Origin of the sequence: Paenibacillus sp. NPDC101420, assembly GCF_050277435.1 — a bacterium.
Lineage (GTDB): Bacteria > Bacillota > Bacilli > Paenibacillales > Paenibacillaceae > Paenibacillus_AQ.
The window spans coordinates 1,298,418-1,320,156 of the sequence record NZ_JBNNSE010000001.1; the positions used below are offsets into that span (position 1 = coordinate 1,298,418).

A 21,739-nucleotide genomic window follows, 5' to 3' on the forward strand; every position below is an offset into this window, starting at 1 on the left:
TTTCTACAGATTGATCGCTTTTCTAGTTTTGAAATCAACTTCCGGATAATACATATCCGCTACTAACAGGTTAGGTCCGCAACAACCTGCTGCATCGCAGTAACAATTCACCTTCTGGTTCAGCGGATGCTTCGTCTGCCAATCGATAAATATATCATCCAGTTTTTGGTTGTCTATGTTCCCAAAGGCTGCGATATCAGCGAAATCTGTAACGAAAACATCTCCAGTAAACATATTTACGTTCACACGATTCCGACCATCCGGATCGTTACGAAGCGTAACATTCTTCTCTGCACGCATTCTACTTAGCAATTTCTGATCTTCTTCAAGGAAGCTGCAAGCAAAAAACGGAAGCGTGCCGAACAACATCCATACCTCTGGATCACGCTGGTCCAGTAACGAATGGATCGCTGTCCGCATTTCATTTAAAGATAACACTGGCAAAGCGGAAGCAAAGCTCGAATTGTACATCGGATGAACTTCATGGCGTTTTGCTCCCATGTCAAGAATCAGCTTATGAATTTCGGGCAGCTTAGTGTGGGTACGGTAATTAATCATAGTTTCCGCAGAAATTAACATACCATCCTCACTTAGTTGGCGAGAGTTCTCAATCATTGTATTATATAGCCGGTAAGCGGCTTCCTTGGCAACCGCATGACCACTGTTCGCAAAACCGACTTCATGAAAATCGTCACCGTTCACATAATTAAATGAAATATGCATAACGTCCAGATATGGAAGCAGCTTCTCATATCGGGAATACGGCATCGTCAGATTAGAATTAATTTGTGATCTGATTCCCCGCTCTTTGGCATATTTCAACAATGGCACAATGATATTATCCACCGTTCCGGCGCGGAACATGGGCTCTCCACCCGTAATACTAATAGTTTCTAGATGCTCAACTTCCTCTAAACGGTCTAGCATATTCTTAAGCGGTAGCATATCTCCTTCTTTGGAGGTTAGACTATCACCAACAGCACAGTGCTCACACCGCATATTGCATAAATTGGTTACAGTGAATTCCACACTCGTTAGCACATGGCGGCCATGCTTACGTAGAGAAGTGATTGGATCCCATGGATCGTAACTTGGCGACAGCTCCCTCGGTGAAGATGTTAATGGTCTTAAAACATTCATTTGCACTAGCTCCTTTAAATCTTATTCCTATTATTAACCCAAAATCATGAAGAAAGAACGATGACTTACCCTATATCATACCACGTTAGGCAAAAAAACTGCACTTATGATGTCTTTCTGGCCTTCTATACTTGCGCTACATTTCAAAAAAAATAAAAGCAGCGAGACGAAAAATAGGCTTCCGACATATCTTCGGACAAGCCTAATCTTCTCTCCACGCTGCTATAAATAATCAATTTGGCGTTTCCAGAGAACCGCCTTGTTCTGCGACGTCAATAATAACAACGGAGAGGGCTTTACTAAGATCTCGTTCAAACGGTACGACTTTCTCTCCTTCAGGACCCGTAAGCACACGTACGGCGGGTCTGTGAGGCGTACTTGGATCTATTTTGACCACAACCCCGCTCTCCCCCGTACTGAGCTTCACCGTAAGCCCCAGCGGATAGATAGCTACGCGATCTCTAAACAACTCTAAATGCTTCTGCTCATATAAAGTACCGGAACCAACATAGAGGGCCTCAACGGCTTGATGTGGCAGCATAGCCTTTTTATAGACTCTATTGGAGGTCATGGCATCATAGGAGTCCGCTACACCCAGCCACTTGGCATATTCATGGATTTGGGGTCCTGTTAATCCGCGAGGATATCCGGAACCGTCAATGCGTTCATGATGCTGCAAGGCACAATGTGCTGCGAGCAGCGGGATATTCGGCTCCTCCTTTAGAATCTGAAACCCAATCTCGGTATGAGCCTGCATGTGGCGGAATTCTTCATCACTGAGCCTGCCGGGTTTCTGTACGATTTTTATCGGGATTTGTGTTTTCCCAATATCATGCAGCAGCGCGCCTAGCCCAATCACTCGAAGTTCCTCTTTACTATACCCGTGAGCAATACCAAGCACTAAAGTGTACAAGCAGACATTCAGGGAATGGACATATAAATAGTTATCAGCAGTGTGCATATCCATCAGCATGATCATCGGATCTTCTTGTAAAGACATATCGTCTAAAATGTTATCCATGATCTTAGAAAATTTTTTGTCCAGATGATACAGACCCTTGGTAATTCCTGAAGCCCCAGACATTTGCTGAAATTGATTACGAATCACCTTTAGGGCCTGATTGCGCGTCTCATCCTGTAGAATACCAGTAATCACAATATCGTCCGTGACAGAATCCTCTATGTAGATATAGCCGATATCAATTCTTGCAAGACGCTTGATCAATGCATCCGTAAGCTCCACCCCGTCTGCGAGTAGAGTTAGACCTTCATCATTATATATTTTTTTACCTAATTTCATGCCTGCTTGAAGCTGATTCACGGATACTAAACGCACTAAACTCACTCCTGCCTTTAACGGTAAAATACTATTCTGTATTGAAATCCTTGGGTCACACGCTTTGTCTATACCGTTTCTATGGAAATTCAGACAGGTGTACCTTAAAGAAAATCAGATGTGTCTAGGTCTATGCCAACGGGCATTAACGCATAATAAACAACCAGAATACAGCAGCAAGAATAAATCGATAGATCGCGAAATGCGTTAATCGAATCTTTTGAATCCATTTCATAAACAAAATGACCACTAAATATGCCACTACAAAAGAAATCAGAAAACCAATTACAAAATAACCAATCGTCTCACTTGTGAAGTTTTTATACGAATCCAGCAGTTCATATCCGGAAGCCGCACACATAATAGGAATGGCTATGAGGAAGGAAAAATCCGCAGAAGCCTTGTAGCTGACCCCGCTTAACATCCCCCCGGAAATAGTAGACCCGGAACGGGAGAAGCCCGGCCAAAGTACCGAAATAATCTGATACAATCCAATCGCGAGCGCCTGTCCGTAAGACAAATCATCCAATTCGTGAGCAGTAATTCGTATTTTGCGTCTGTTCACCCATTCTGCAACAATCATTAGAATCCCTCCGGCCACAAGTGCCCAGAGTACAGTCGAAGCTCCAAAAAGACTTTTGATAAAATCGCGGGCAAAAAATGCCACAGCAAGTGCTGGGGCAATCCCGAGAATCACATGAATTAAGTTCAGACGGGATGCCGGCATAACGCCTCCTCTACCTGAACTACTACGTCCAATCCCTAGCAAATTGAGTACTCGCTTGCGGTAAACAAGTGCAATCGCCAAAATCGCCCCTAGTTGAATTACAATTTCATAAGTCTTCATAATCGAATCTTGCTCAGCGAAGCCTAATAGCTTCGTGGTCAAGATCATGTGTCCGGTCGAAGATACAGGAATAAATTCAGTGATCCCTTCGACAATTGCTAAAATAATAGCTGTAATCGTGTCCATAATGTCCTCCTATTTTTGGGAATCTAGCACTGTTAAATGGAGTCTATAAGTGTAGATTATGAGCTGTCGGCCTTATTCAGACTTAGCCTCCCAGCGAGTGAGCATGCATTCATCGAGGCTGTTTGGACGCTGTAACTCCATCCGCAAGAGATCACGCAAAAAATGAGGTAATAGAAACAAAGCATCCTTCCCATTCGCGATCGTCTCATAGCCGGCCCTGAAAGTAAACATGTCCAGCGTACCAACATTATACTCTCTTTCATCCTCCAGTGGGTTTCCTTCGACAAAAACTGCAACACTCTTATCATACGGTATCATTAGTGGGTCGTACAAGATTTTTAATCCATCTACTGCCAAGCTGCCCAGATGATTCCCGCGGAAACCGTACCCGTAAATGACCTTACTATAAAACTCCTCTGTAAGGCTCTGTTCCAAAGCTGTGCGAATATCTATACCCTTCAGCTTAATGATGCAAGTATTGATGGGAGAAGGACAAAGTGCGTGCAGCATCCCTGTCGTAACCTCGCCTTCCGGCAATGGTCCTAGCAGCTGACCCGTATTAACTAATGACATACTAGTTCCTGTAAATCTACGTACTGCTTGTGCCAAAAGATTGCCAAAGGGGGACTCTCCCCGCAAGTTCAAAGGAAGCTCACGGTCAGTAATCGCAGCGATCGTCTGAAGAGATTCTTGGCCATGCTTCAAATGAATAGCGACTGCAGGACCTATAACCTCCTCCTTTAGAAGGGGGTCAATAGGAATACATTCACCCGTCACTAAGCTGAAATCAGACTGAGGATATAGTCGCTCAAATTGTAGGCGCCCGAGATACCGACCGAATTTCCCAGCACCGCATACGGCAGTACCATTAATCATAATAGGCTCTTCTAACAGATGATGCGTATGTCCACCAAGAATGGCATGTACGCCCTCTAACCGTTCTGCCAGAATTTTATCCGTAGGAAGTCCGAGATGAGATAGAACGATTAAAATATCCACCTGTGGCGCTAAAAGTAGGCATTGTTCCCGGAGCGCAGTCTCAGGATCTAAAGCATCCCAGCCCAAAAGGGAATAGAACGAAGTAAATGCCGCTGTTGCTCCGGTCACTCCAATTCTAATTCCATCCTTCTCCAAGACCGCATGACGCTTCATCCAGCTTGGCGGCTCTCCTGTCGAAGACTCTACAAAATTACAGCATACTACCGGGCACTGTAACCCGGAAAAAATAGATGACAACATCTCCTGAGAGAACGTGAGCCCCTCATTATTGCCAATGGTTACAGCATCATATCCTGTTAAATTTAATACATCGATGTTAGCCTGACCCATAGTGCCTTCTGTCTCAACAGCTGCACGATCCATATGATCACCAATATCCAGCAGCAGTACAGGCTCTTCTCCCGCTGCAGTCCTTTGTGCGGCGATTTCCGCTGCCACCGGACTTACCATTTCAAAATGGCTATGTATATCGTTGGTATGAAGTATGGTCAGTCTTTGTGGCACATGCCCCATAAGCAACATTCCTCCTACCCTTGAGCTGCTCTTTAATGAAGCAGTCGGTGCGTGATCTTATAGAGCCTAGCATAACATTTTCAGACACATTATGGTATATTGAAGACATCAGATCATACATCAGAGGAGAATAAAAATGCATATTACTATCCGACTATTCGCGGGTCTGGCTGAGACAATCGGCTCTTCTTCTCTGTCCTTCCAAGCGACTGAGATTCCCTTAACAGCTGGCAAGCTGAAGGAGCTTCTATCTGCCTCTTATCCGAATGCAGCATCCCAAATTGGGGCTTCTTTAATTGCCATTGACCGGGAATATGCTCCTGATGATTCTATCATCACAGCGTCTTCCGAAGTCGCACTTATTCCTCCAGTTTCCGGGGGAGAGAATGGCACTATATATGAAACTACTACTGATGGTCTCTATAGCATAACGGACCAGCCTTTAAATGCAGAGAAGCTTCTAGATGCCGTTCTTGACGTCAATCACGGAGCATCCTTATTATTTATCGGCACTACACGTGAAATGACCGGAGAACAACGTACAACCGCACTTCATTATGATGCCTATATTCCTATGGCCTTAAGTAAACTAGAGGAGATTGGTAAAGAAGTGAAGAACCGCTGGAACGCAAACTGCGCCATATCTCACCGCATTGGGCTTGTAGGTTTAAAGGAAGCAAGTGTTATCATTGCCGTCTCCACACCCCATCGCGTTACCTGCTACGAAGCCAGTCGCTTTGCCATTGAACGATTGAAACAGACGGTTCCCGTTTGGAAAAAGGACATTAATGAATCGGGCCAACATTGGGTGAACTCTGATCTAAAAGCTAGCGATACAATCCACAAATAATCTTTTCTCCTTTTTGATTGAAAAATCTGAACTTTGTTGATATTCTGGATAAAATCGGATAAAAGGTGGCATAGGCATTGAGAGTACACGTCTCGGATCTAAAACCTGGTAATCACCTTAACGCGGACGCGTATAGTTCTAGGGGTTTACATGTATTACCAAAAGGATCACTGCTCCAAATAAATGATATCGCCAAGCTGATGCAGCTTGGAGTTGATTATGTTGATATCGAGACGTTAGAGGAAGAGGTATCCCCCCTCAGCAGACCTTCAATTATTCAGACGGTGACCACTAGTTTTGATACCATGATTGACGGCTTCGAGTCTCTTTATATGGAAGCGTTATTAAAAGGAAGCTTCAACCAATCCGTGGTAAACGACATTCTTCAGCCTTCGCTTCAAACTTTGGACAAGCATAAAGATGTAGTGTCCCTCCTGCTTTTGCTAGATCGGGAAGATAACTATACCTACAATCACTCCCTTCAGGTAGGCATGCTCTCTTATTATATTGCGATATGGCTTGGTTATTCCAAACAAGAATGCTATGAAATTGGTCGTGCAGGCTATTTGATTGATATTGGAAAATGCCGAATTTCACCCTCCCTCTTGAATAAACCAGGGAAGCTAACGCCAGATGAGTTCGAGGAAATCAAACTACATACTAAGTACGGCTACGAAATTATACGTAATTCCATGGACGATTCTTACACAGCTTTGGCTGCTCTCCAACATCATGAGCGTGAGGACGGCTCCGGCTATCCGAGCGGTCTAACCAAAACCGATATTCATCCTTATGCACAAATTGCAGCTGTAGCTGACATTTATAGTGCGATGACTTCTAAACGAGTCTATCAGTCGAAGCAAGAGCTTATTTCCGTCCTGCGTGAAATAAACAATCTAAGTTTCGGTAAACTGAACGCTAAAACCGTTCAAGCCTTTATCCAGCATTTAATGCCCAACTTCATCGGCAAGCGTGTGTTGCTGAACACAGGTGATATTGGCGTAATTATTATGAACAATCTGGTCGATATTTTCCGACCACTGGTAAAGGTGGACGGAATGTTCGTGGATCTTTCCCGCGAACGTAACGTTGCCATTGTAGAAATTTACATGGACTAAGGCATTTCGATCCCTCCCAAACCCTCCCTTCCAAGGGAGGGCCCCAAGGGCTCCGCCCTCTGGACATCCGGAAGTTTGATGTAAACTTGTGGCGGTGGTGGATAGAAGGAACGCCTTGTGTAACCTCGCTTTGAGGCTCCTGCATTGCTGGCGCAAAGATCGGGGCGTCAAAGCTATCTTTCGAAATCCATGATCCCCCGTTTTCTTTCGGGGGATTTTTTCTGTTGTATTATGTACAACAGAATTCTTGTACGTAGAGCTGGATTGTAATTCTGTTGTATTTTGTGCAATCAAAAATAAAGAAACCTTCTTTTATAAGCACATTTTCCTAATACTGTTGCACAAAGTGCAATAGATGTTATTTTATGAGTGGATAAGGTGCTTTCTATTGTAAATACTGCAATAGAAAGCTCCGAATCCAGGTTCCTAATTCCTTACCTTCTTTAATCTGTACCTACCTAAATTCTTCCTTCCTACAAATCCCCAACAGATCCTCCCATTGCCCATAACCCTTAGTCAGTTGTACCCCTCCTATCATTAATTTCTTGATGATTGAATTACAATTTTCTTGGCGAGACTAATATGTGCCTTAAATATTTCCAGGAGGTAAAAAGTATGCTTCCAGTCCATGAACGTCTTGCCGAGCTGTTCACTCTAAGTCGTCTACGCCAGCTTACAGCCTCCGAAGAAACGGAACAACAGCAATGCCTACAGGTGAATGCCACTTACTGTTGGGAAATGGCACGACTACAAAATGAAATACTGTTAGCGGAACAAACAACGGATACACAGTGGCATCAGGATATTTGTGCCCAAATGTTTGAGCTACGTATAACGGGTAGATTGCCTAAACGTCCGAAATAATTGGACGTACGATATAAAACAGCCCACTCCTCATTTGCTTTCGCAAGGGGAATGGGCTGTTGTTCTTTGCTATAGAAAGCGGAACTGCGCTTCTATTAATCCGTTATACACACCATCACGTGATGTCAGTTCTCGGTGGGTTCCTTCTTCTTTAATCTCACCATGGTCCAGAACAACTATTTTATCCGCATGGCGGATGGTAGATAGTCTATGAGCGACGATAAAGGAGGTCCGGCCCTGAAGTAAGATTTTGAGTGCCTCTTGAATCTTCAGCTCCGTCTCTGTATCAATACTTGCCGTAGCTTCATCAAGGATCAGAATCCGTGGATTCGCCAATAGTGCACGGGCAAAGGAGAGCAGCTGACGCTGTCCCATGGACAAGGCACTACCACGCTCTTCTACCTCTGTCTCATACCCTCCAGGAAGCTTCATAATAAAGTCATGGGCATCTACTGCTTTCGCGGCATTTTCCACTTCTTCATCGGTAGCATCCAGTCGACCAAACCGGATATTATCGCGAATCGTTCCTGAGAAAATGAAGGTGTCCTGCAGCACGATTCCGATCTGCCTTCTCAGACTATCTAGAGTAACTTCACGGATATCTTCACCGTCAATCGTAATTCTTCCGCTCTTAATATCATAGAACCGGCCAATCAGGTTAATAATCGTGCTTTTCCCCGAGCCAGTATGACCCACCAGCGCGATCGATTGCCCAGCTTTTACATCCAGATCGATGCCTTTTAAAGCCGCCCGACCTTTTTCATATTCAAAAACGACCTTATTGAAGTTAATATCTCCACGAATCGTTCCTAGTGGTTTAGCCCCTGGATTATCTTGAACCGAAGGCTGCTCATCCAAATATTCAAAGATCCGTTCTGAGGAGGCCATCGCTACCAGCAGCTGGTTATACATCTGCCCCAGACGGTTGATCGGGTCCCAGAAGTTGCTGACATAAGAACTGAACGCTACCAGTAAACCGACAGTAAGCTCGCCAGATTGGATGAGATACGCTCCTAGCCAAAAGAGGATCATCGTTCCAAAACCACCAGTGATCTCGATCATCGGCCCGAAAGCTTGGTTCATCGCAGATGCTTTATTCCAGGACTTTTTACTATCTGTATTCATAAAATCGAAATAATTCATGTTTTCACGTTCTTGTGTATATGCTTGTGTGACTCTGATCCCCTGAATCGATTCATTCAAGTGAGAATTAATTCTAGAGTTCTTCATCCGCACATCCTGCCAAGCGATCCGAATCTTCTGACGCAGCTTAGTAGAAATAAAGAACATGATCGGAACCGTAACCATTACTGCAAGACCAAGTTTCCAGTTGATCAATAACAGAATAATGGTAATCCCTAAAAGCTGTACACAGTCAATCATCAGATTGACTACCCCGTTCGTGAACAAATCCTGCAGTGAGTTGATATCATTCGTCACACGTACTAATACCGAACCTGCTGGGCGTTTATCGAAGAAGTTAAAAGAGAGCTTCTGAATATGCTTGAACAAGTCAGAACGCAAGTCATAAATGACTCTTTGTCCAATGATGTTCGTGTACTTAATCCGGTACACACCTGCAATCCACTGAATGAGATATAAGACAATGACACCTGCCGTAAGCGAATAAAGAAGTGTTAAGCTTGGATTCCCAACCTTAGGCGCTATAGCACGGTCGATAGCTAAACTTGTCAAGAAAGGAACGGTCAGCTTCGTAATGGTTCCCAGAATCATCATGATAGAAACCAGTGGAAGCATCTGTTTGGCGTAAGGCTTCATATAGCTGAATAATCTGGTGAACTGCTTCCAGTCAAACGCTTTGTCGATCACATCATCATCTTTGTACACGAAACGTTCATCAAGTGTCTTCTGCTCGGCTGCTTTACGCTTTGCTCCCGAAGCGGTGTTCTGTTTGGCTTCAAGTTTCATATGCCTCACTCCTCCCCTCTTCCGGTAGCTCTGGCCAGATAGTCAGCATATTGTATCCGGTATACATCCTGGTATGGACCCGGAACTTCAATTAGCTCCTGATGAGTACCACGCTGCTGAACATGACCTTCGTTCATAACAATGATCTGATCCGCATGTCGCAAGGAGGATATCCGATGGGCAATTATAAGTGTTGTACGCCCATTCATGACCTCCTGGAATCCCGCTTGAATCTCATGTTCCGTTTCCATATCGACCGCACTGGTCGCATCGTCGAGGATGAGGATACGCGGATTCTTAAGCAGGGCTCTTGCGATCGCAATCCGCTGCTTTTGTCCGCCAGAGAGACCCATCCCGCGTTCACCCACTACAGTGTCATAGCCGTCTGCCATCTCCATAATGAAATCATGCGCCTTTGCCAGCTGTGCAGCACGGATAATCTCCTCCATGCTTACATTTTTTAAGCCATATGAAATATTGTTGCGGATGGATGAGGAGAACAGGAATGTTTCCTGGAATACGGTGGCAATCTGTGACCGCAGGCTGCGCACACTGTATTCTCTAATATCAATGCCATCCAGCGTAATACTCCCTTCATTGACATCATAAGCACGCATCATCAGTTGAGTAATAGTGGATTTACCTGAACCTGTGCCTCCAAGAAATCCGATAATTTCACCTGATTTAGCTTCAAAATGGATGTCAGTAACAGCAGGCATTTTGTTCCCGTACGCAAAGGTGACATGATTAAAGGCAACGTCCCCCTTAACCTCGGAAGGCACCAGTTCACGGGCATCCTCTTTATCCTTAACATCAATTTTTTGATTAAGTACTTCAAGTACACGTTCTCCCGAAGCTTTGGACTGTGTATAGTTATTAATATGAAAGCCTAGACCCCATACCGGTCCAATGATGTACCAAATCAAACTGAAGAAGGCAACCAATTCACCTAGTGACATTTTCCCGTTAATGACGAGTGTACCACCTACGCCTAACAGGATAGCTATACTGACCGATGCTAAAAGCTCCATGACCGGAAAAAACTTACTCCAGAGCTCAGCGGCAAAAATCTGATTATTCTTATAACGTTCATTACGGTGTGAGAATTTTTCAACTTCGTGAGCCTCTCTAGCAAACGATTTGACAGTTCGCACACCCGTGATATTCTCCTGTACAGCCGTTGTCAGAGAACTCAGCGCAAGGCGCATCTCTTGGAAGGCCGGATGAATCTTGGACTCAAATCTTAAAGCTACTGCTGCCAGAAATGGCATAGTAATCAAAGTAACCAATGTTAGCTGCCAATTAATGGTGAACATCATGATAGAACCAAAGAGCACCATAAAAAACACATTTAGCAACTGAGCAAAACCAAAACCGATAAAGTTCCGAATCGCTTCCAAATCCCCGGTCAGCCGGGACATCAGATCTCCTGTTTTCGCGGTATCATAATAACGGAAAGATAGAAATTGTAATTTCTCATAACAAGCGTTACGTAGCCGATATGCTAGAAAATTACCTAACCGCCCTCCAAAAAAACCATGTGCAAATTGCAGGCATGCTTTTACGATAACTACAGCTAACACACTGAGAGCCAACACGGGCACCTCTTTAAACTTGAGTGGAACAATTACTTCATCGATCAGCTTCCTTAACAAATTGGGGGTAATTAGCCCCACTGCAGTTGCGGCGGCCAAGCATACAATCGAAAGAATCAAATAATGTAGCTTCTCTCGGTAATAGCCTCGCAGTTGCCTGAGAACATCCATATCTCTCCTCCTTAAAGCTTTACGAAGTAAAGCAGCTTCGTAAGCATAGACTTAGCTTTACAATATAAAGCTATTTTTAGCGCTTTCAATTTTAGTGACTTTAAGCAGTGTATCATCCCTAATTTAAAGCGGCAAAGGGTAGAATTGAGCGTTTATCCTGTTATTTCGGAAAAAAGACCCATATATAGGTGATAAACGACCATCATTGTCTTAAAATACTCGAGTTTCCTCCTTAATGCTGTTGAATTAAGAAACATCATGATCCTTGATGTGATCGCCCCCTCCAAAATAAACTTTTATCAAGCTTTTTTGCATAAAATTTGGATTTAACCCTCTAGAATGAAAACCCCATCTCAATTTCCAATAAAAAATACGTATTCGAGTGACTTGAGCATAAAAGCATCAAGATCACTGCGAATACGTATTTTGTATTACTTATTAGAATGAAGCCGGAACCTTGAAGATCAAGGTTAACCGATACTTCCTTCCATTTCGAATTTTATCAAACGGTTCATTTCGACCGCATATTCCATCGGCAGTTCTTTGGTGAACGGTTCGATGAAGCCCATAACGATCATTTGAGTTGCCTCAGCTTCTGTTAGACCGCGGCTCATTAGATAGAACAGCTGCTCCTCAGAAACTTTGGATACCGTTGCTTCGTGCTCAAGCACGATGTTATCGTTCATGATTTCATTGTAAGGAATCGTATCCGAAGTGGATTCGTTATCCAAAATGAGTGTATCACATTTGATGTTCGATTTCGCACCTTCTGCCTGACGGCCAAAGGAAGCAAGACCACGATAAGTTACTTTACCGCCGTGCTTACTGATCGATTTCGATACAATAGTGGATGTTGTGTCTGGAGCCAAATGGATCATCTTGGCACCAGCATCCTGATGCTGGCCTTTACCCGCTACCGCGATGGACAGTACTGAACCTTTAGCTCCACGGCCTTTAAGAACAACCGCAGGGTATTTCATAGTCAGCTTGGAACCGATGTTGCCATCGACCCATTCCATCGTAGCATTCTCTTCTGCAACCGCACGTTTAGTAACGAGGTTGTAGATGTTTGGAGCCCAGTTCTGAATCGTAGTATAACGAACGCGTGAGTTCTTCATACACAAGATTTCAACAACCGCACTGTGCAGAGAATTCGTGCTGTAGATTGGCGCTGTACAGCCTTCTACATAATGCACGAAGCTATCTTCGTCAGCGAGGATCAAGGTACGCTCAAATTGTCCCATGTTCTCGGAGTTAATACGGAAGTAAGCCTGCAAAGGAACTTCACATTTCACACCTTTAGGAACGTAGATGAAGCTTCCGCCTGACCAAACTGCACTGTTAAGTGCTGCAAATTTATTATCGGTTGGAGGGATGATCGTCCCGAAGAACTTCTTAAGAAGTTCTGGATGTTCACGCAGTGCAGTATCGGTATCTGTAAAAATAACCCCTTGATCTTCAAGGCTCTTCTGCATGCTGTGGTATACAACCTCAGATTCATATTGTGCCGATACGCCGGCGAGGAACTTCTGTTCCGCTTCAGGAATACCCAGCTTATCAAAGGTTTCCTTGATTTCGGAAGGAACTTCTTCCCAAGTCTTCCCTTGTTTTTCGGAAGGTCTTACATAATATTGAATATCCTCAAAATCTAAATCATCCATATTGCCGCCCCATGTAGGCATCGGCATTTTACGGAACTGTTCAAGGGATTTTAAGCGGAAATCAAGCATCCACTGTGGTTCATTTTTGATTGCTGAAATTTCTTTAACAATTTCGGCCGTCAAACCTTTACCAGACTGGAATATCGACTTATGCTCATCACGGAACCCGTATTGGTACTCTTCCATATCAGGCGCTTTCTTAGCCATGGTGTCAGCCTCCTTGTTCTACTGTTATTTATGTTGCTCTTCTTCGTCAATTCCTTTACGAAGCGCGTTCCAAGCCAGTGTTGCACATTTGATCCGCGCAGGGAATTTATTCACACCCGATAGGGCTTCAATGTCTTCATAATCTCCAAAATCCACATCTTCACCCTTCATCAGTAAGGAGAAGTTATCGGCTAGTTCGAGTGCTCGTTCAACCGTTTGTCCTTTGATCGCCTCAGTCATCATCGAAGCCGATGACATACTGATCGAGCAACCTTCACCGTTATAACGGGCATCCTTGACGATTCCATCCTCTACCTTAAGCTGAAGTGTAATACGGTCACCACAAGTTGGGTTATTCAGTTCAATTTTCAGAGCATCATCTTCAAATGAACCACGATTCCTAGGACTTTTATAATGATCCATAATAACGCGTCTGTACAAGTCATCCAAGTTCATAGCCGAAGTACTCCTTTGTCTTGATTAAAGCGTCCACCAGTCGATCTACATCCTGCTCGGTGTTATACAGGTAAAAGCTCGCACGTGCTGTTGAGCTGGCTTCCAGCCAGCGCATCAGCGGCTGACAGCAGTGATGACCAGCACGGATAGCAATTCCCTCCGCATCTAGTACTGTAGCGACATCATGCGGGTGAACGTCACCCAGATTAAAAGTCACAACGCCAACTTCACGATTGCGCGGACCATAAATGGTCAAGCCATCAATTTCAGATAAACGCTGTTCTGCGTATGCGGCAAGCTGCTTCTCATGGCTGTGAATCTCATCCATGCCGATTTCTTGTAAGAAATCTACGGCTGCACCTAATCCAACAGCTCCTGCAATGATCGGTGTACCGCCCTCAAACTTCCAAGGAAGTTCTTTCCATGTCGATTCATAGAGACCCACATCATCAATCATTTCGCCACCGAACTCAATAGGTTCCATGGCTTCAAGGAGTGCTCTTTTGCCGTACAAAGCCCCAATTCCAGTAGGTGCTAGCATTTTATGTCCGGAAAGTGCATAGAAATCACAATCCAGATCCTGCATATCGACCTTCATATGAGGTGTGCTCTGTGCGCCGTCTACGACAATTACCGCACCGTTTCGATGAGCAATCGCCGCAAGCTCTTTAATCGGATGAGTTACTCCCATAACATTAGACACATAAGCGATAGCAACGATCTTGGTTTTATCCGTAATCGTCTTCTCAGCATCTTCAAGCGTAATCGTTCCGTCAGGTTGCAACGGTATATATTTTAAAGTAGCACCTGTCTTCTTAGCTAGCTGCTGCCAGGGGATCAAATTACTATGATGCTCCATCAGGGTGATAACAATTTCATCGCCTTCACCCACTGCAGATGGCCCGTAAGAAGAGGCAACAAGATTTAGGGCAGTGGTTGTGCCGCGCGTAAAGATGATTTCTTTAGTGCTGCGGGCGTTAATAAACTTAGCTAGCTTCTCCCGGGCTCCCTCGTAGGCATCTGTTGCACGGCTGCCTAGAGTATGGACGCCACGGTGTACGTTGGCGTTATCCCACTCATAATACGACTTGACCGCCTCAATCACTTGACGAGGCTTCTGTGAAGTAGCAGCACTGTCAAGATAGACCAGTGGATGGCCGTTCACATTCTGGTTCAGTATGGGAAATTGCTCCCGGATGGCGTTGCTAATCATTGACCTAACTTCCTTTCCACAAGAGATTGGAGCTGATTGCGCAGTCCCTCTAGTGGAATTTGCGACACAACAGGAGCCAAGAAGCCATAGATGATCAGAGTTTCTGCATCATGCCGTGTAATTCCGCGGGACATCAGGTAAAAGACTTGCTCGTGATTGACCTGTCCTACGGAAGCGGCATGGCCTGCTGTAACATCATCTTCATCAATCAGCAGGATCGGATTGGCGTCACCACGGGCTTTTGGACTCAGCATCAATACTTTCTCCGTTTGCTGACCGTCGGCTCTTGTAGCACCTTTCTCGATCTTAGTAATTCCGTTGATGATAGAAGTAGCATTATCACGCATAACCGCACGAGTGATCATGTCACTTGGGGTATTTTTGCCGAAATGCTGAGCTTGAGTAGTGTAATTCAGTTTCTGTGATCCCGTACCTACAGCAATTACTTTAGCATCCGAGCTAGAGCCATTACCTTTGAGCACAGACTTGGTATCACTTGCTGTATCACCATAGTTCATCTCTCCAACAATCCATTCGATCGTTCCGTCATTCTCAACAACAGCGCGGCGGTAAGTCACATCTGTTGTATCCACGCCCAGCTGATGCACTGTAGCATAACGGACTTTAGCACCTGCACCCACGAATACTTCTACAGCACCATTGTGCAAGCCAGCTTCCTCTTTATCCGACACGTAGTTGTCTACGTATGTCAGGGAGCTGTTAGTATCCGCTACAATCAGAATGTGAGGAACAAATGAAGCTTCCGCATCATCTGTTAACAGCACCGCCTGAAGTGGAGTTTCAACCACTACATTCTTAGGAACATAGAGGAATACTCCCCCGTTCCATAGTGCTGCATGAAGTGCAGCGATAGAATGCTCGTCAGGCTGAATCGCCTTATGAAGGTAACGTTGTACCAAATCTCCGTGCTCTTTAACAGCCGTTTGCAGATCGGTAAAAATAACACCTTGTGCTGCAAGTTCAGGAGCTAGTCGTGTATATACTGCACCAGAGTTACGTTGAATAATCAGACTGCCTTCTTCCTGATCCTTGATCAAGGAGGAAATGGAAGCAGGTGCATCCTTCAGTGAAGCAATGGTTTCGCTTGCTTTGTAGCTACCATAATTATTCACATTCCAACGATCAATCCGTGTCTTCTCTAATTTAGGCAGTGTCAGAGTAGCTGCCAGTTCAAGTGCTTTCAAGCGGCTTTCTTTCAGCCAACCCGGTTCGCCGCTACTATGCGATAATTCGCTCAAGCGCTCGGCATCCACCGGAAGAATGGTCTGTGTCGTCATAAGTGTTCTCCTCCTTCCTGGCGTTTCTTACGCGTCTTGCCCTACTGTTTCGTCTTCAATTCCAAGTTCTTCTTTAATCCATTCGTAGCCTTCTGCTTCCAGACGTTGTGCAAGCTCAGGACCACCGGATTTTACAATTCTGCCTTGCATCATAACATGTACAAAATCAGGCTTGATGTAGTTCAAGAGACGTTGATAGTGGGTAATAACCAGGAAACCGCGATCTTCACTCCGCATGGAGTTTACGCCTTCGGCAACAATTTTCAAAGCATCAATATCAAGACCAGAGTCAATTTCGTCAAGAATCACGATTTTTGGATCTAGCATCATCATTTGTAGAATTTCGTTACGTTTCTTCTCACCACCGGAGAAGCCTTCGTTCAGGTAACGGTGTAGGAACTCAGGATTCATGTCCAGTTCTTTCATCTTCGCTTCCATAAGACGGATAAAACGAATCAAAGAAATTTCGCTTCCCTCTTCACGACGGGCATTAATGGCTGAGCGCAAGAAATCGGAGTTTGTTACTCCGGAAATTTCACTTGGGTACTGCATAGCAAGGAAAAGACCTGCACGTGCGCGTTCATCAACCGCCATCTCCAGAAGATCTTCACCTTCAAGTGTTGCTGTTCCTTCAGTTACTTCATATTTAGGGTGACCCATAAGAGCTGACGCCAAGGTACTTTTACCTGTACCGTTTGGTCCCATGATGGCGTGAATTTCGCCACCTTTCATTTGAAGGTTAATCCCCTTCAAAATCTCTTTTCCCTCAATCGTCGCTTTAAGTCCCTCAATGACAAAATCTGCTGCCATAATATTATTCCCTCCATTGATCGATTTGCGAAATCAAAAGTTGTATTGAAACAGGATGATCCTGATTCCCAGCACAATTAGATTCTATATCACATTATAATTATTATAAATTGAATCACAATGATTATCAATGATTCTCAACAATTTTATAACAAACCCTGTCTTTTTACAAATATCTCTTTTTATTTATCCTTTAATGCACCGCATGTTTCGCTATTTTCCGTAACCACCTAACGCAAAAAATAAGACCTCCCGCAGGAAGCCTTATTTCATATACTTTATCGTTTAGCTAAGGTAGGAACGCAGCATCCATTGATGTTTCTCAAGATCACCACGAATTTTAATAAACATGTCAGAGGTAGGCTGGTCCTTAATTTCCTCAGCAAGCTCAATGCCTTCTGTCAACTCTTCAGAAATAGTAGCAAAGTCTTCAATCAGAGACTGGACCATACCACGAGTATCCTCTTTACCAGTAGCTTCTTGAATCGTTGCCAATTCCAGATATTCTTTCATCGTTGCAGCGGGACTTCCTTTGATGCTTAGCAGACGCTCTGCAACTTCATCCATTTGCAGCGTCACTTCATTATATAGATCCTCAAATTTCACGTGAAGAGAGAAGAATTGTTCTCCTTTTACGTACCAATGAAAATTATGGATTTTAACGTACAATACATTCAAGTTAGCAACCTGACGATTCAAAATTTGTTCCAGTGAAGTTGTATTTACTTTATTAGATGCTTTAGCCATGAGATGATCCCATCCTTATCCTTTATATTTACCGGGCTACTTAATCCTTCATCCGGCAGCAACTTGTCTATTCTTAATTTACCCCTTAGCATGTAAGACGAAACAAGGAGAACCCTTCCATAAAATCTCTGTTTAAATTATTTACACTAAAGACGATCTCTATAATGTTCAAATTCTGATTCTTGCAAAAAAACACAAGAGGCCAATGGCCTCTTGTGTTTTGGATTTTGTAAGATTGTTCAGTCAGACCATGAGAAGTAATGCATCCGCACCCGTCATGCCGGGTACGATACCTAGACGCTCCGCTTCTATGGTTACAGACTCCAATGGGGCAGCTAACAGCTGTGACAGCGTACGTACACCAACCGCCCGGGCTGCGATAATATGCCGATCACTGAGCTTCTCATTGAGCAAACCAACATCCAGCGCACCACACATAATATACCCTCGGCTTGTGCTGATTGAGAGCAGCGTTGTTTTCGGAAGCTTAACTTCTACCCCGATCAGCGTATGTTCACCTACGGTAATGGGCTCCATAGTAACCAATAGCAGCACCTCCTTTATTCACCAACCACGATGTATATGTATGCTTCACCCCCTGCTGATGTGCAGTTGGTAGTCCTAGGCTTTTCGTAAAAAACACAGTACCTTGGTCCCATTTTCTCTAGTGTCAGGTATATGATTATTACTTGTTTAATGTTATAGTTTATTTACATTCTTATAATTGTAAAGAAATGTTCAAACGAAAAGCTGGGGGATCTATGGACGAGAAACTACAACACACAGACGGCAACTATTTATTTAATGTCGACATCCTGATTAATGCCCGTACCAACCCGCTTGCATTGCAATATCTGCTTGAAATGTTGAACAATAATGACAAAATCACAGATTTCAACATTAACTCCGGTCTTGAATTGGGGAGAACCATTGACAGCTTGCTTCGTTCTGCCAAACTAGCCTTGAATCAAAGTTCTGCTCCTCCAACTTCATTTAAGCTGCCACCAAAGACCACTAAAAAGCAGCTCGATAAACCGATTGATAAACAGGCAATATTGCCTGCACAACAGTCAGCTATTGAGACGCCAGCTGATGCATACGGGAAAATTCGACAGTATATTCAGAACAACCAATTAGTACGTTTACGAGCGAATCGGTACGGAAAACAAGTGTCCATGCCCTGTCGTATTTTAAATTTTGATGAAGCAGCCAACTCTATTAGTGTCTATCACGTGGATGAGAAACAGGTATACAGCTTTAATTTAAATGAGATCGACGAATTTCTGTAAACGTATACGTTACAGATAAATAAGCATCCGCCCCTTTATGGAACGGATGCTTATTTATCAACTTCTGTAACTTGATTGCTTAGGATGTCACTTTGCTGCGTGAGAATGCTTCCACAGCCAGACATAACCAGCCTGCTATGAAGCATACACCACCAATAGGTGTTATCGCTCCAAGTACCTTAATCCCGGAAATGCTCAGTACATATAAGCTACCAGAGAACAAAATCGTCCCTGCTATTAATAGCCTTCCTGCCCAGCGTAACCGGGTACTTTCTCCCCATTGACCTACAGCCAGTGCTATCAGAATTACACCCAGCGCATGTACCAAATGATACTGTACACCCGTCTCATATACCTTCATATATTCTTCGCTAATAACAGGTTTTAATAAATGAGCGCCAAAAGCGCCTACTCCTACTGCCAGCATTGCTAGCACAGCCCCCCAGGCCATAAGTTTCCGTTGCATTCGATTACAACTCCTTAATATTAGACTTCTTCTATCATAAACGATTACCGATTGCTTTTTCCAGCAGCCATTTACGAATTAGCCACAATCAGGGGTTGCTTTTTTAGCATCAATATGAAAAAGTGGATATTAACAACATTTCATTCTTATCTCTCAAGGAGTGCAACCTATGGACCTTAATTCTCTCTCAAAATCTGACGCGCCTACAGCAGAGGTAGGAAATACCCAACCTGATCTGAGTCAGCCAAGTGCTGGTTCGTCGTATTCGTACCAGAAAGTAGATCATGACCTGCAACACTCTGGACCTGGTATTGCTTCTTTCATCATCAGCCTCGTGACCATAATGGGTTATGCAGCTCTCTTCGTCTTCATTATTATGAAGGCTTCTTCCATGGTTAACGAGAACTCGAATCTATTAGCCGAATCATCGCAGTCCATCATGCTTCTTGGAATGACTGTTATTATTCTTTCAGCTCTTAATGTAATTGGTGTTGTTATCGGCATTATTGGGCTTTCCATCCGGAAGAGACGTAAGGTTTTCGGCGTTATAGGCACTATCATCAACGGTGTGATTATCCTACTCTTTATGCTGCTTATTACTATTTTCTTAGTCAATGCCGGGACGCTATAACGTTCATTTCTAATTCCAAGACAAAAGGGCTGTTCCTGAAATCAATCAGGAGCAGCCCTTTTGTTATTCATAAATGATAGCGTTTCTTTATTTTGCAAGTGACAGCTTCGAAAGTACACGCTGTTTAACTGTAGCATCGCCTTCCACTGCTTTTTCAACATATTCAAAAGCTACAGGATCATCCGTATTTAACTTCTCAATAACGCTCTCCATACCAGCTGTGATCTCAAAAGCCGTAGGACCTTCTTTGGTCTCAATCTCAACAGAATGACTATCTATTTGGCCGACGTAAACGCCTGTTCCTTTAAGAATTTTAGCTTCTGGATTTGCAGTAGGTTTGGGTGCGGGAGTACTTGGATTCTCTGTTGGTGCAGTGGTACTTGTACCTTCTGTAGGTACGGGTGTGCTTGTGGTCTCCTCTGTTGGCACTGGAGAAGCTGTTGCACTTGGTTCTGCAGATGGCTGTGCTGAATTATTAGTAGCACCGCAAGCGGTTAGGGCTAGCGTTAATGCTGCGATTGCAGCTATAGCGGGTAAGGAACGTTGTTTTTTCATGTTGACTGCCTCCTCTATGTTTAGCGGTTGTTTGCAAAGTCATTTTCTATAAGCCTACTCCTATAAACGTATCAACTCTGCTAAGGTTTCATAATACGTTATTTTTAGTAACTTCCAATCTTTAATAGGCATCCGCCGGATGCAGGCTTAAGCGAGATTAATACAATAGTGTTGAGCCTGATTTATCCCTAAGGAGTGGTCCCCTTGAGAATCGATATCGGCTGCGGATCCAGTAAAGAAGCAGGTTATCTCGGGATCGATCGTATCGCGGGTCCCAACGTAGATATTGTCTGTGACATTAGCCAAGGCATCCCTTTGCCGGATAATACCGCCGAGTTTGTAATGGCTAGTCGTGTATTACCTTATATCGACGATTTATCCGCGGTTATGTCGGAAATTCACAGAATTAGCACCCACAAAGCCATTGTTTGTATACTGGCCCCGTATGCCCACAGTTTTGTTCATATGTCCAATCCTTCCTTTAAGCAGAAGTTTGATGAATATACTCCGAGGTATTTCACAGGATCCTTTTTCCAGCCCCCGTCCGGTCCAGTATGCCCATCGATTCCTGACTATCCCATCCCGGTGCCGCCGTTCGATTATCGATTGCTGCGGATGGAGCTTTTCTATCAATACCCTTATGAAGATCCTCTTTATGAAACAGAAGAATTAGAAATACTAAAGACGCTTCAAGCCAATGTTGTGCATGAAATCATGTACCACTTCACCGTAATCAAAGAAGATATTTCTATTCATGAGCTGGAATTGATGAGTAGAGGGCATTACGCTGAACCGCGTGTTCTTATGAAACGCAGGCTAAAATCACACGATAGACAAAATTTTCTATAATTTATTGATGGGACATACAATTATACCCGAATTACATCATAGGCTAACATACAGGTATTAACTGTGCCG

At 43.9% G+C, this 21,739-nt stretch carries 21 protein-coding genes; 6 read left to right on the forward strand and 15 right to left on the reverse strand.

Annotated elements, in window-relative coordinates:
* Positions 1-3: 3 nt before the first annotated feature.
* The 4 genes from yfkAB to ACQKMP_RS05845 all read right to left on the reverse strand — a co-directional run bounded on the left by yfkAB (position 4) and on the right by ACQKMP_RS05845 (position 4,961).
* A complete protein-coding gene (yfkAB, locus tag ACQKMP_RS05830; protein WP_149645890.1) occupies positions 4-1,140 on the reverse strand; it encodes a radical SAM/CxCxxxxC motif protein YfkAB in 1,137 nt (378 codons plus the stop codon).
* A 232-nt stretch (positions 1,141-1,372) separates the two neighbouring features.
* Positions 1,373-2,476 carry an HD-GYP domain-containing protein gene (locus tag ACQKMP_RS05835; RefSeq protein ID WP_339269892.1) on the reverse strand — a complete coding sequence of 368 codons (1,104 nt, stop codon included), beginning with the start codon at positions 2,474-2,476 and terminating at the stop codon, positions 1,373-1,375.
* Positions 2,477-2,621: 145 nt separating this feature from the next.
* Positions 2,622-3,449 (reverse strand): undecaprenyl-diphosphate phosphatase, encoded by an 828-nt coding sequence (locus tag ACQKMP_RS05840; RefSeq protein WP_042186371.1) that lies wholly within the window; start codon positions 3,447-3,449, stop codon positions 2,622-2,624.
* A gap of 72 nt (positions 3,450-3,521) precedes the next feature.
* The gene (locus ACQKMP_RS05845) at positions 3,522-4,961 is read right to left on the reverse strand and encodes a bifunctional metallophosphatase/5'-nucleotidase (protein ID WP_427469000.1); all 1,440 of its coding nucleotides are present in this window, start codon (positions 4,959-4,961) and stop codon (positions 3,522-3,524) included.
* Positions 4,962-5,097: 136 nt separating this feature from the next.
* Between ACQKMP_RS05845 and ACQKMP_RS05850 the strand changes: the two genes are divergently transcribed.
* From ACQKMP_RS05850 to ACQKMP_RS05860, 3 genes are all read left to right on the forward strand, one after another.
* On the forward strand, positions 5,098-5,811 hold the full coding sequence (locus ACQKMP_RS05850; RefSeq protein WP_427469001.1) for a molybdenum cofactor biosynthesis protein: 714 nt from the start codon (positions 5,098-5,100) through the stop codon (positions 5,809-5,811).
* Between the two features lie 77 nt (positions 5,812-5,888).
* On the forward strand, positions 5,889-6,929 hold the full coding sequence (locus tag ACQKMP_RS05855; protein WP_339246409.1) for an HD-GYP domain-containing protein: 1,041 nt from the start codon (positions 5,889-5,891) through the stop codon (positions 6,927-6,929).
* A gap of 615 nt (positions 6,930-7,544) precedes the next feature.
* Complete coding sequence (locus tag ACQKMP_RS05860) at positions 7,545-7,793, forward strand: DUF7667 family protein (RefSeq protein WP_042186363.1); 249 nt, start codon at positions 7,545-7,547, stop codon at positions 7,791-7,793.
* Between the two features lie 69 nt (positions 7,794-7,862).
* Here ACQKMP_RS05860 and ACQKMP_RS05865 read toward each other — a convergent pair whose 3' ends face one another.
* The 9 genes from ACQKMP_RS05865 to ACQKMP_RS05905 all read right to left on the reverse strand — a co-directional run bounded on the left by ACQKMP_RS05865 (position 7,863) and on the right by ACQKMP_RS05905 (position 18,426).
* A complete protein-coding gene (locus ACQKMP_RS05865; protein WP_042186361.1) occupies positions 7,863-9,722 on the reverse strand; it encodes an ABC transporter ATP-binding protein in 1,860 nt (619 codons plus the stop codon).
* Positions 9,723-9,727: 5 nt separating this feature from the next.
* Entirely contained in the window at positions 9,728-11,488 is a 1,761-nt protein-coding gene (locus tag ACQKMP_RS05870; RefSeq protein WP_042186359.1) for an ABC transporter ATP-binding protein, read from the reverse strand.
* A 470-nt stretch (positions 11,489-11,958) separates the two neighbouring features.
* Positions 11,959-13,356 (reverse strand): Fe-S cluster assembly protein SufB, encoded by a 1,398-nt coding sequence (gene sufB, locus ACQKMP_RS05875; protein ID WP_042186357.1) that lies wholly within the window; start codon positions 13,354-13,356, stop codon positions 11,959-11,961.
* A 24-nt stretch (positions 13,357-13,380) separates the two neighbouring features.
* The gene (sufU, locus tag ACQKMP_RS05880; protein WP_036684339.1) at positions 13,381-13,812 is read right to left on the reverse strand and encodes a Fe-S cluster assembly sulfur transfer protein SufU; all 432 of its coding nucleotides are present in this window, start codon (positions 13,810-13,812) and stop codon (positions 13,381-13,383) included.
* Positions 13,799-15,025, reverse strand: a complete 1,227-nt coding sequence (locus ACQKMP_RS05885; RefSeq protein ID WP_042186355.1) for a cysteine desulfurase — start codon at positions 15,023-15,025, stop codon at positions 13,799-13,801. The genes sufU and ACQKMP_RS05885 overlap by 14 nt, the downstream gene beginning before the upstream one ends.
* On the reverse strand, positions 15,022-16,323 hold the full coding sequence (gene sufD / locus ACQKMP_RS05890) for a Fe-S cluster assembly protein SufD (RefSeq protein ID WP_042186353.1): 1,302 nt from the start codon (positions 16,321-16,323) through the stop codon (positions 15,022-15,024). Before sufD ends, ACQKMP_RS05885 begins: the two co-directional genes overlap by 4 nt.
* A 27-nt stretch (positions 16,324-16,350) precedes the next feature.
* Positions 16,351-17,133, reverse strand: a complete 783-nt coding sequence (gene sufC / locus ACQKMP_RS05895) for a Fe-S cluster assembly ATPase SufC (RefSeq protein ID WP_042186351.1) — start codon at positions 17,131-17,133, stop codon at positions 16,351-16,353.
* A 285-nt stretch (positions 17,134-17,418) separates the two neighbouring features.
* Complete coding sequence (locus ACQKMP_RS05900; RefSeq protein WP_042125852.1) at positions 17,419-17,880, reverse strand: Dps family protein; 462 nt, start codon at positions 17,878-17,880, stop codon at positions 17,419-17,421.
* 243 nt (positions 17,881-18,123) lie between these two features.
* Complete coding sequence (locus ACQKMP_RS05905; protein ID WP_042186349.1) at positions 18,124-18,426, reverse strand: YunC family protein; 303 nt, start codon at positions 18,424-18,426, stop codon at positions 18,124-18,126.
* Between the two features lie 215 nt (positions 18,427-18,641).
* On the opposite strand from ACQKMP_RS05905, the gene ACQKMP_RS05910 reads away from it, so the two are divergent.
* A complete protein-coding gene (locus ACQKMP_RS05910; protein ID WP_042186347.1) occupies positions 18,642-19,169 on the forward strand; it encodes a hypothetical protein in 528 nt (175 codons plus the stop codon).
* 79 nt (positions 19,170-19,248) lie between these two features.
* On the opposite strand, the gene ACQKMP_RS05915 is transcribed toward ACQKMP_RS05910, so the two are convergent.
* Entirely contained in the window at positions 19,249-19,635 is a 387-nt protein-coding gene (locus tag ACQKMP_RS05915) for a DUF423 domain-containing protein (RefSeq protein ID WP_427469002.1), read from the reverse strand.
* A gap of 169 nt (positions 19,636-19,804) precedes the next feature.
* On the opposite strand from ACQKMP_RS05915, the gene ACQKMP_RS05920 reads away from it, so the two are divergent.
* A complete protein-coding gene (locus ACQKMP_RS05920) occupies positions 19,805-20,266 on the forward strand; it encodes a hypothetical protein (RefSeq protein ID WP_052404212.1) in 462 nt (153 codons plus the stop codon).
* An 87-nt stretch (positions 20,267-20,353) separates the two neighbouring features.
* Here ACQKMP_RS05920 and ACQKMP_RS05925 read toward each other — a convergent pair whose 3' ends face one another.
* Positions 20,354-20,821: a hypothetical protein gene (locus tag ACQKMP_RS05925; protein WP_076284187.1), complete on the reverse strand. Its 468-nt coding sequence runs from the start codon at positions 20,819-20,821 to the stop codon at positions 20,354-20,356.
* Between the two features lie 204 nt (positions 20,822-21,025).
* Between ACQKMP_RS05925 and ACQKMP_RS05930 the strand changes: the two genes are divergently transcribed.
* Positions 21,026-21,670, forward strand: coding sequence for a methyltransferase domain-containing protein (locus ACQKMP_RS05930; protein WP_042186343.1), 645 nt, complete (start codon positions 21,026-21,028; stop codon positions 21,668-21,670).
* The last annotated feature ends 69 nt before the right edge of the window (positions 21,671-21,739 follow it).

What these genes read in the sequence shown, in the direction of transcription:
- yfkAB (WP_149645890.1), bottom strand. Translation starts at nt 1,140, where the DNA reads ATGAATGTTTTAAGACCATTAACATCTTCACCGAGGGAGCTGTCGCCA.
- ACQKMP_RS05840 (WP_042186371.1), bottom strand. Translation starts at nt 3,449, where the DNA reads ATGGACACGATTACAGCTATTATTTTAGCAATTGTCGAAGGGATCACT.
- ACQKMP_RS05845 (WP_427469000.1), bottom strand. Translation starts at nt 4,961, where the DNA reads ATGGGGCATGTGCCACAAAGACTGACCATACTTCATACCAACGATATA.
- ACQKMP_RS05850 (WP_427469001.1), top strand. Translation starts at nt 5,098, where the DNA reads ATGCATATTACTATCCGACTATTCGCGGGTCTGGCTGAGACAATCGGC.
- ACQKMP_RS05860 (WP_042186363.1), top strand. Translation starts at nt 7,545, where the DNA reads ATGCTTCCAGTCCATGAACGTCTTGCCGAGCTGTTCACTCTAAGTCGT.
- ACQKMP_RS05865 (WP_042186361.1), bottom strand. Translation starts at nt 9,722, where the DNA reads ATGAAACTTGAAGCCAAACAGAACACCGCTTCGGGAGCAAAGCGTAAA.
- ACQKMP_RS05870 (WP_042186359.1), bottom strand. Translation starts at nt 11,488, where the DNA reads ATGGATGTTCTCAGGCAACTGCGAGGCTATTACCGAGAGAAGCTACAT.
- sufB (WP_042186357.1), bottom strand. Translation starts at nt 13,356, where the DNA reads ATGGCTAAGAAAGCGCCTGATATGGAAGAGTACCAATACGGGTTCCGT.
- sufU (WP_036684339.1), bottom strand. Translation starts at nt 13,812, where the DNA reads ATGAACTTGGATGACTTGTACAGACGCGTTATTATGGATCATTATAAA.
- ACQKMP_RS05885 (WP_042186355.1), bottom strand. Translation starts at nt 15,025, where the DNA reads ATGATTAGCAACGCCATCCGGGAGCAATTTCCCATACTGAACCAGAAT.
- sufD (WP_042186353.1), bottom strand. Translation starts at nt 16,323, where the DNA reads ATGACGACACAGACCATTCTTCCGGTGGATGCCGAGCGCTTGAGCGAA.
- sufC (WP_042186351.1), bottom strand. Translation starts at nt 17,133, where the DNA reads ATGGCAGCAGATTTTGTCATTGAGGGACTTAAAGCGACGATTGAGGGA.
- ACQKMP_RS05900 (WP_042125852.1), bottom strand. Translation starts at nt 17,880, where the DNA reads ATGGCTAAAGCATCTAATAAAGTAAATACAACTTCACTGGAACAAATT.
- ACQKMP_RS05910 (WP_042186347.1), top strand. Translation starts at nt 18,642, where the DNA reads ATGGACGAGAAACTACAACACACAGACGGCAACTATTTATTTAATGTC.
- ACQKMP_RS05915 (WP_427469002.1), bottom strand. Translation starts at nt 19,635, where the DNA reads ATGCAACGGAAACTTATGGCCTGGGGGGCTGTGCTAGCAATGCTGGCA.
- ACQKMP_RS05920 (WP_052404212.1), top strand. Translation starts at nt 19,805, where the DNA reads ATGGACCTTAATTCTCTCTCAAAATCTGACGCGCCTACAGCAGAGGTA.
- ACQKMP_RS05925 (WP_076284187.1), bottom strand. Translation starts at nt 20,821, where the DNA reads ATGAAAAAACAACGTTCCTTACCCGCTATAGCTGCAATCGCAGCATTA.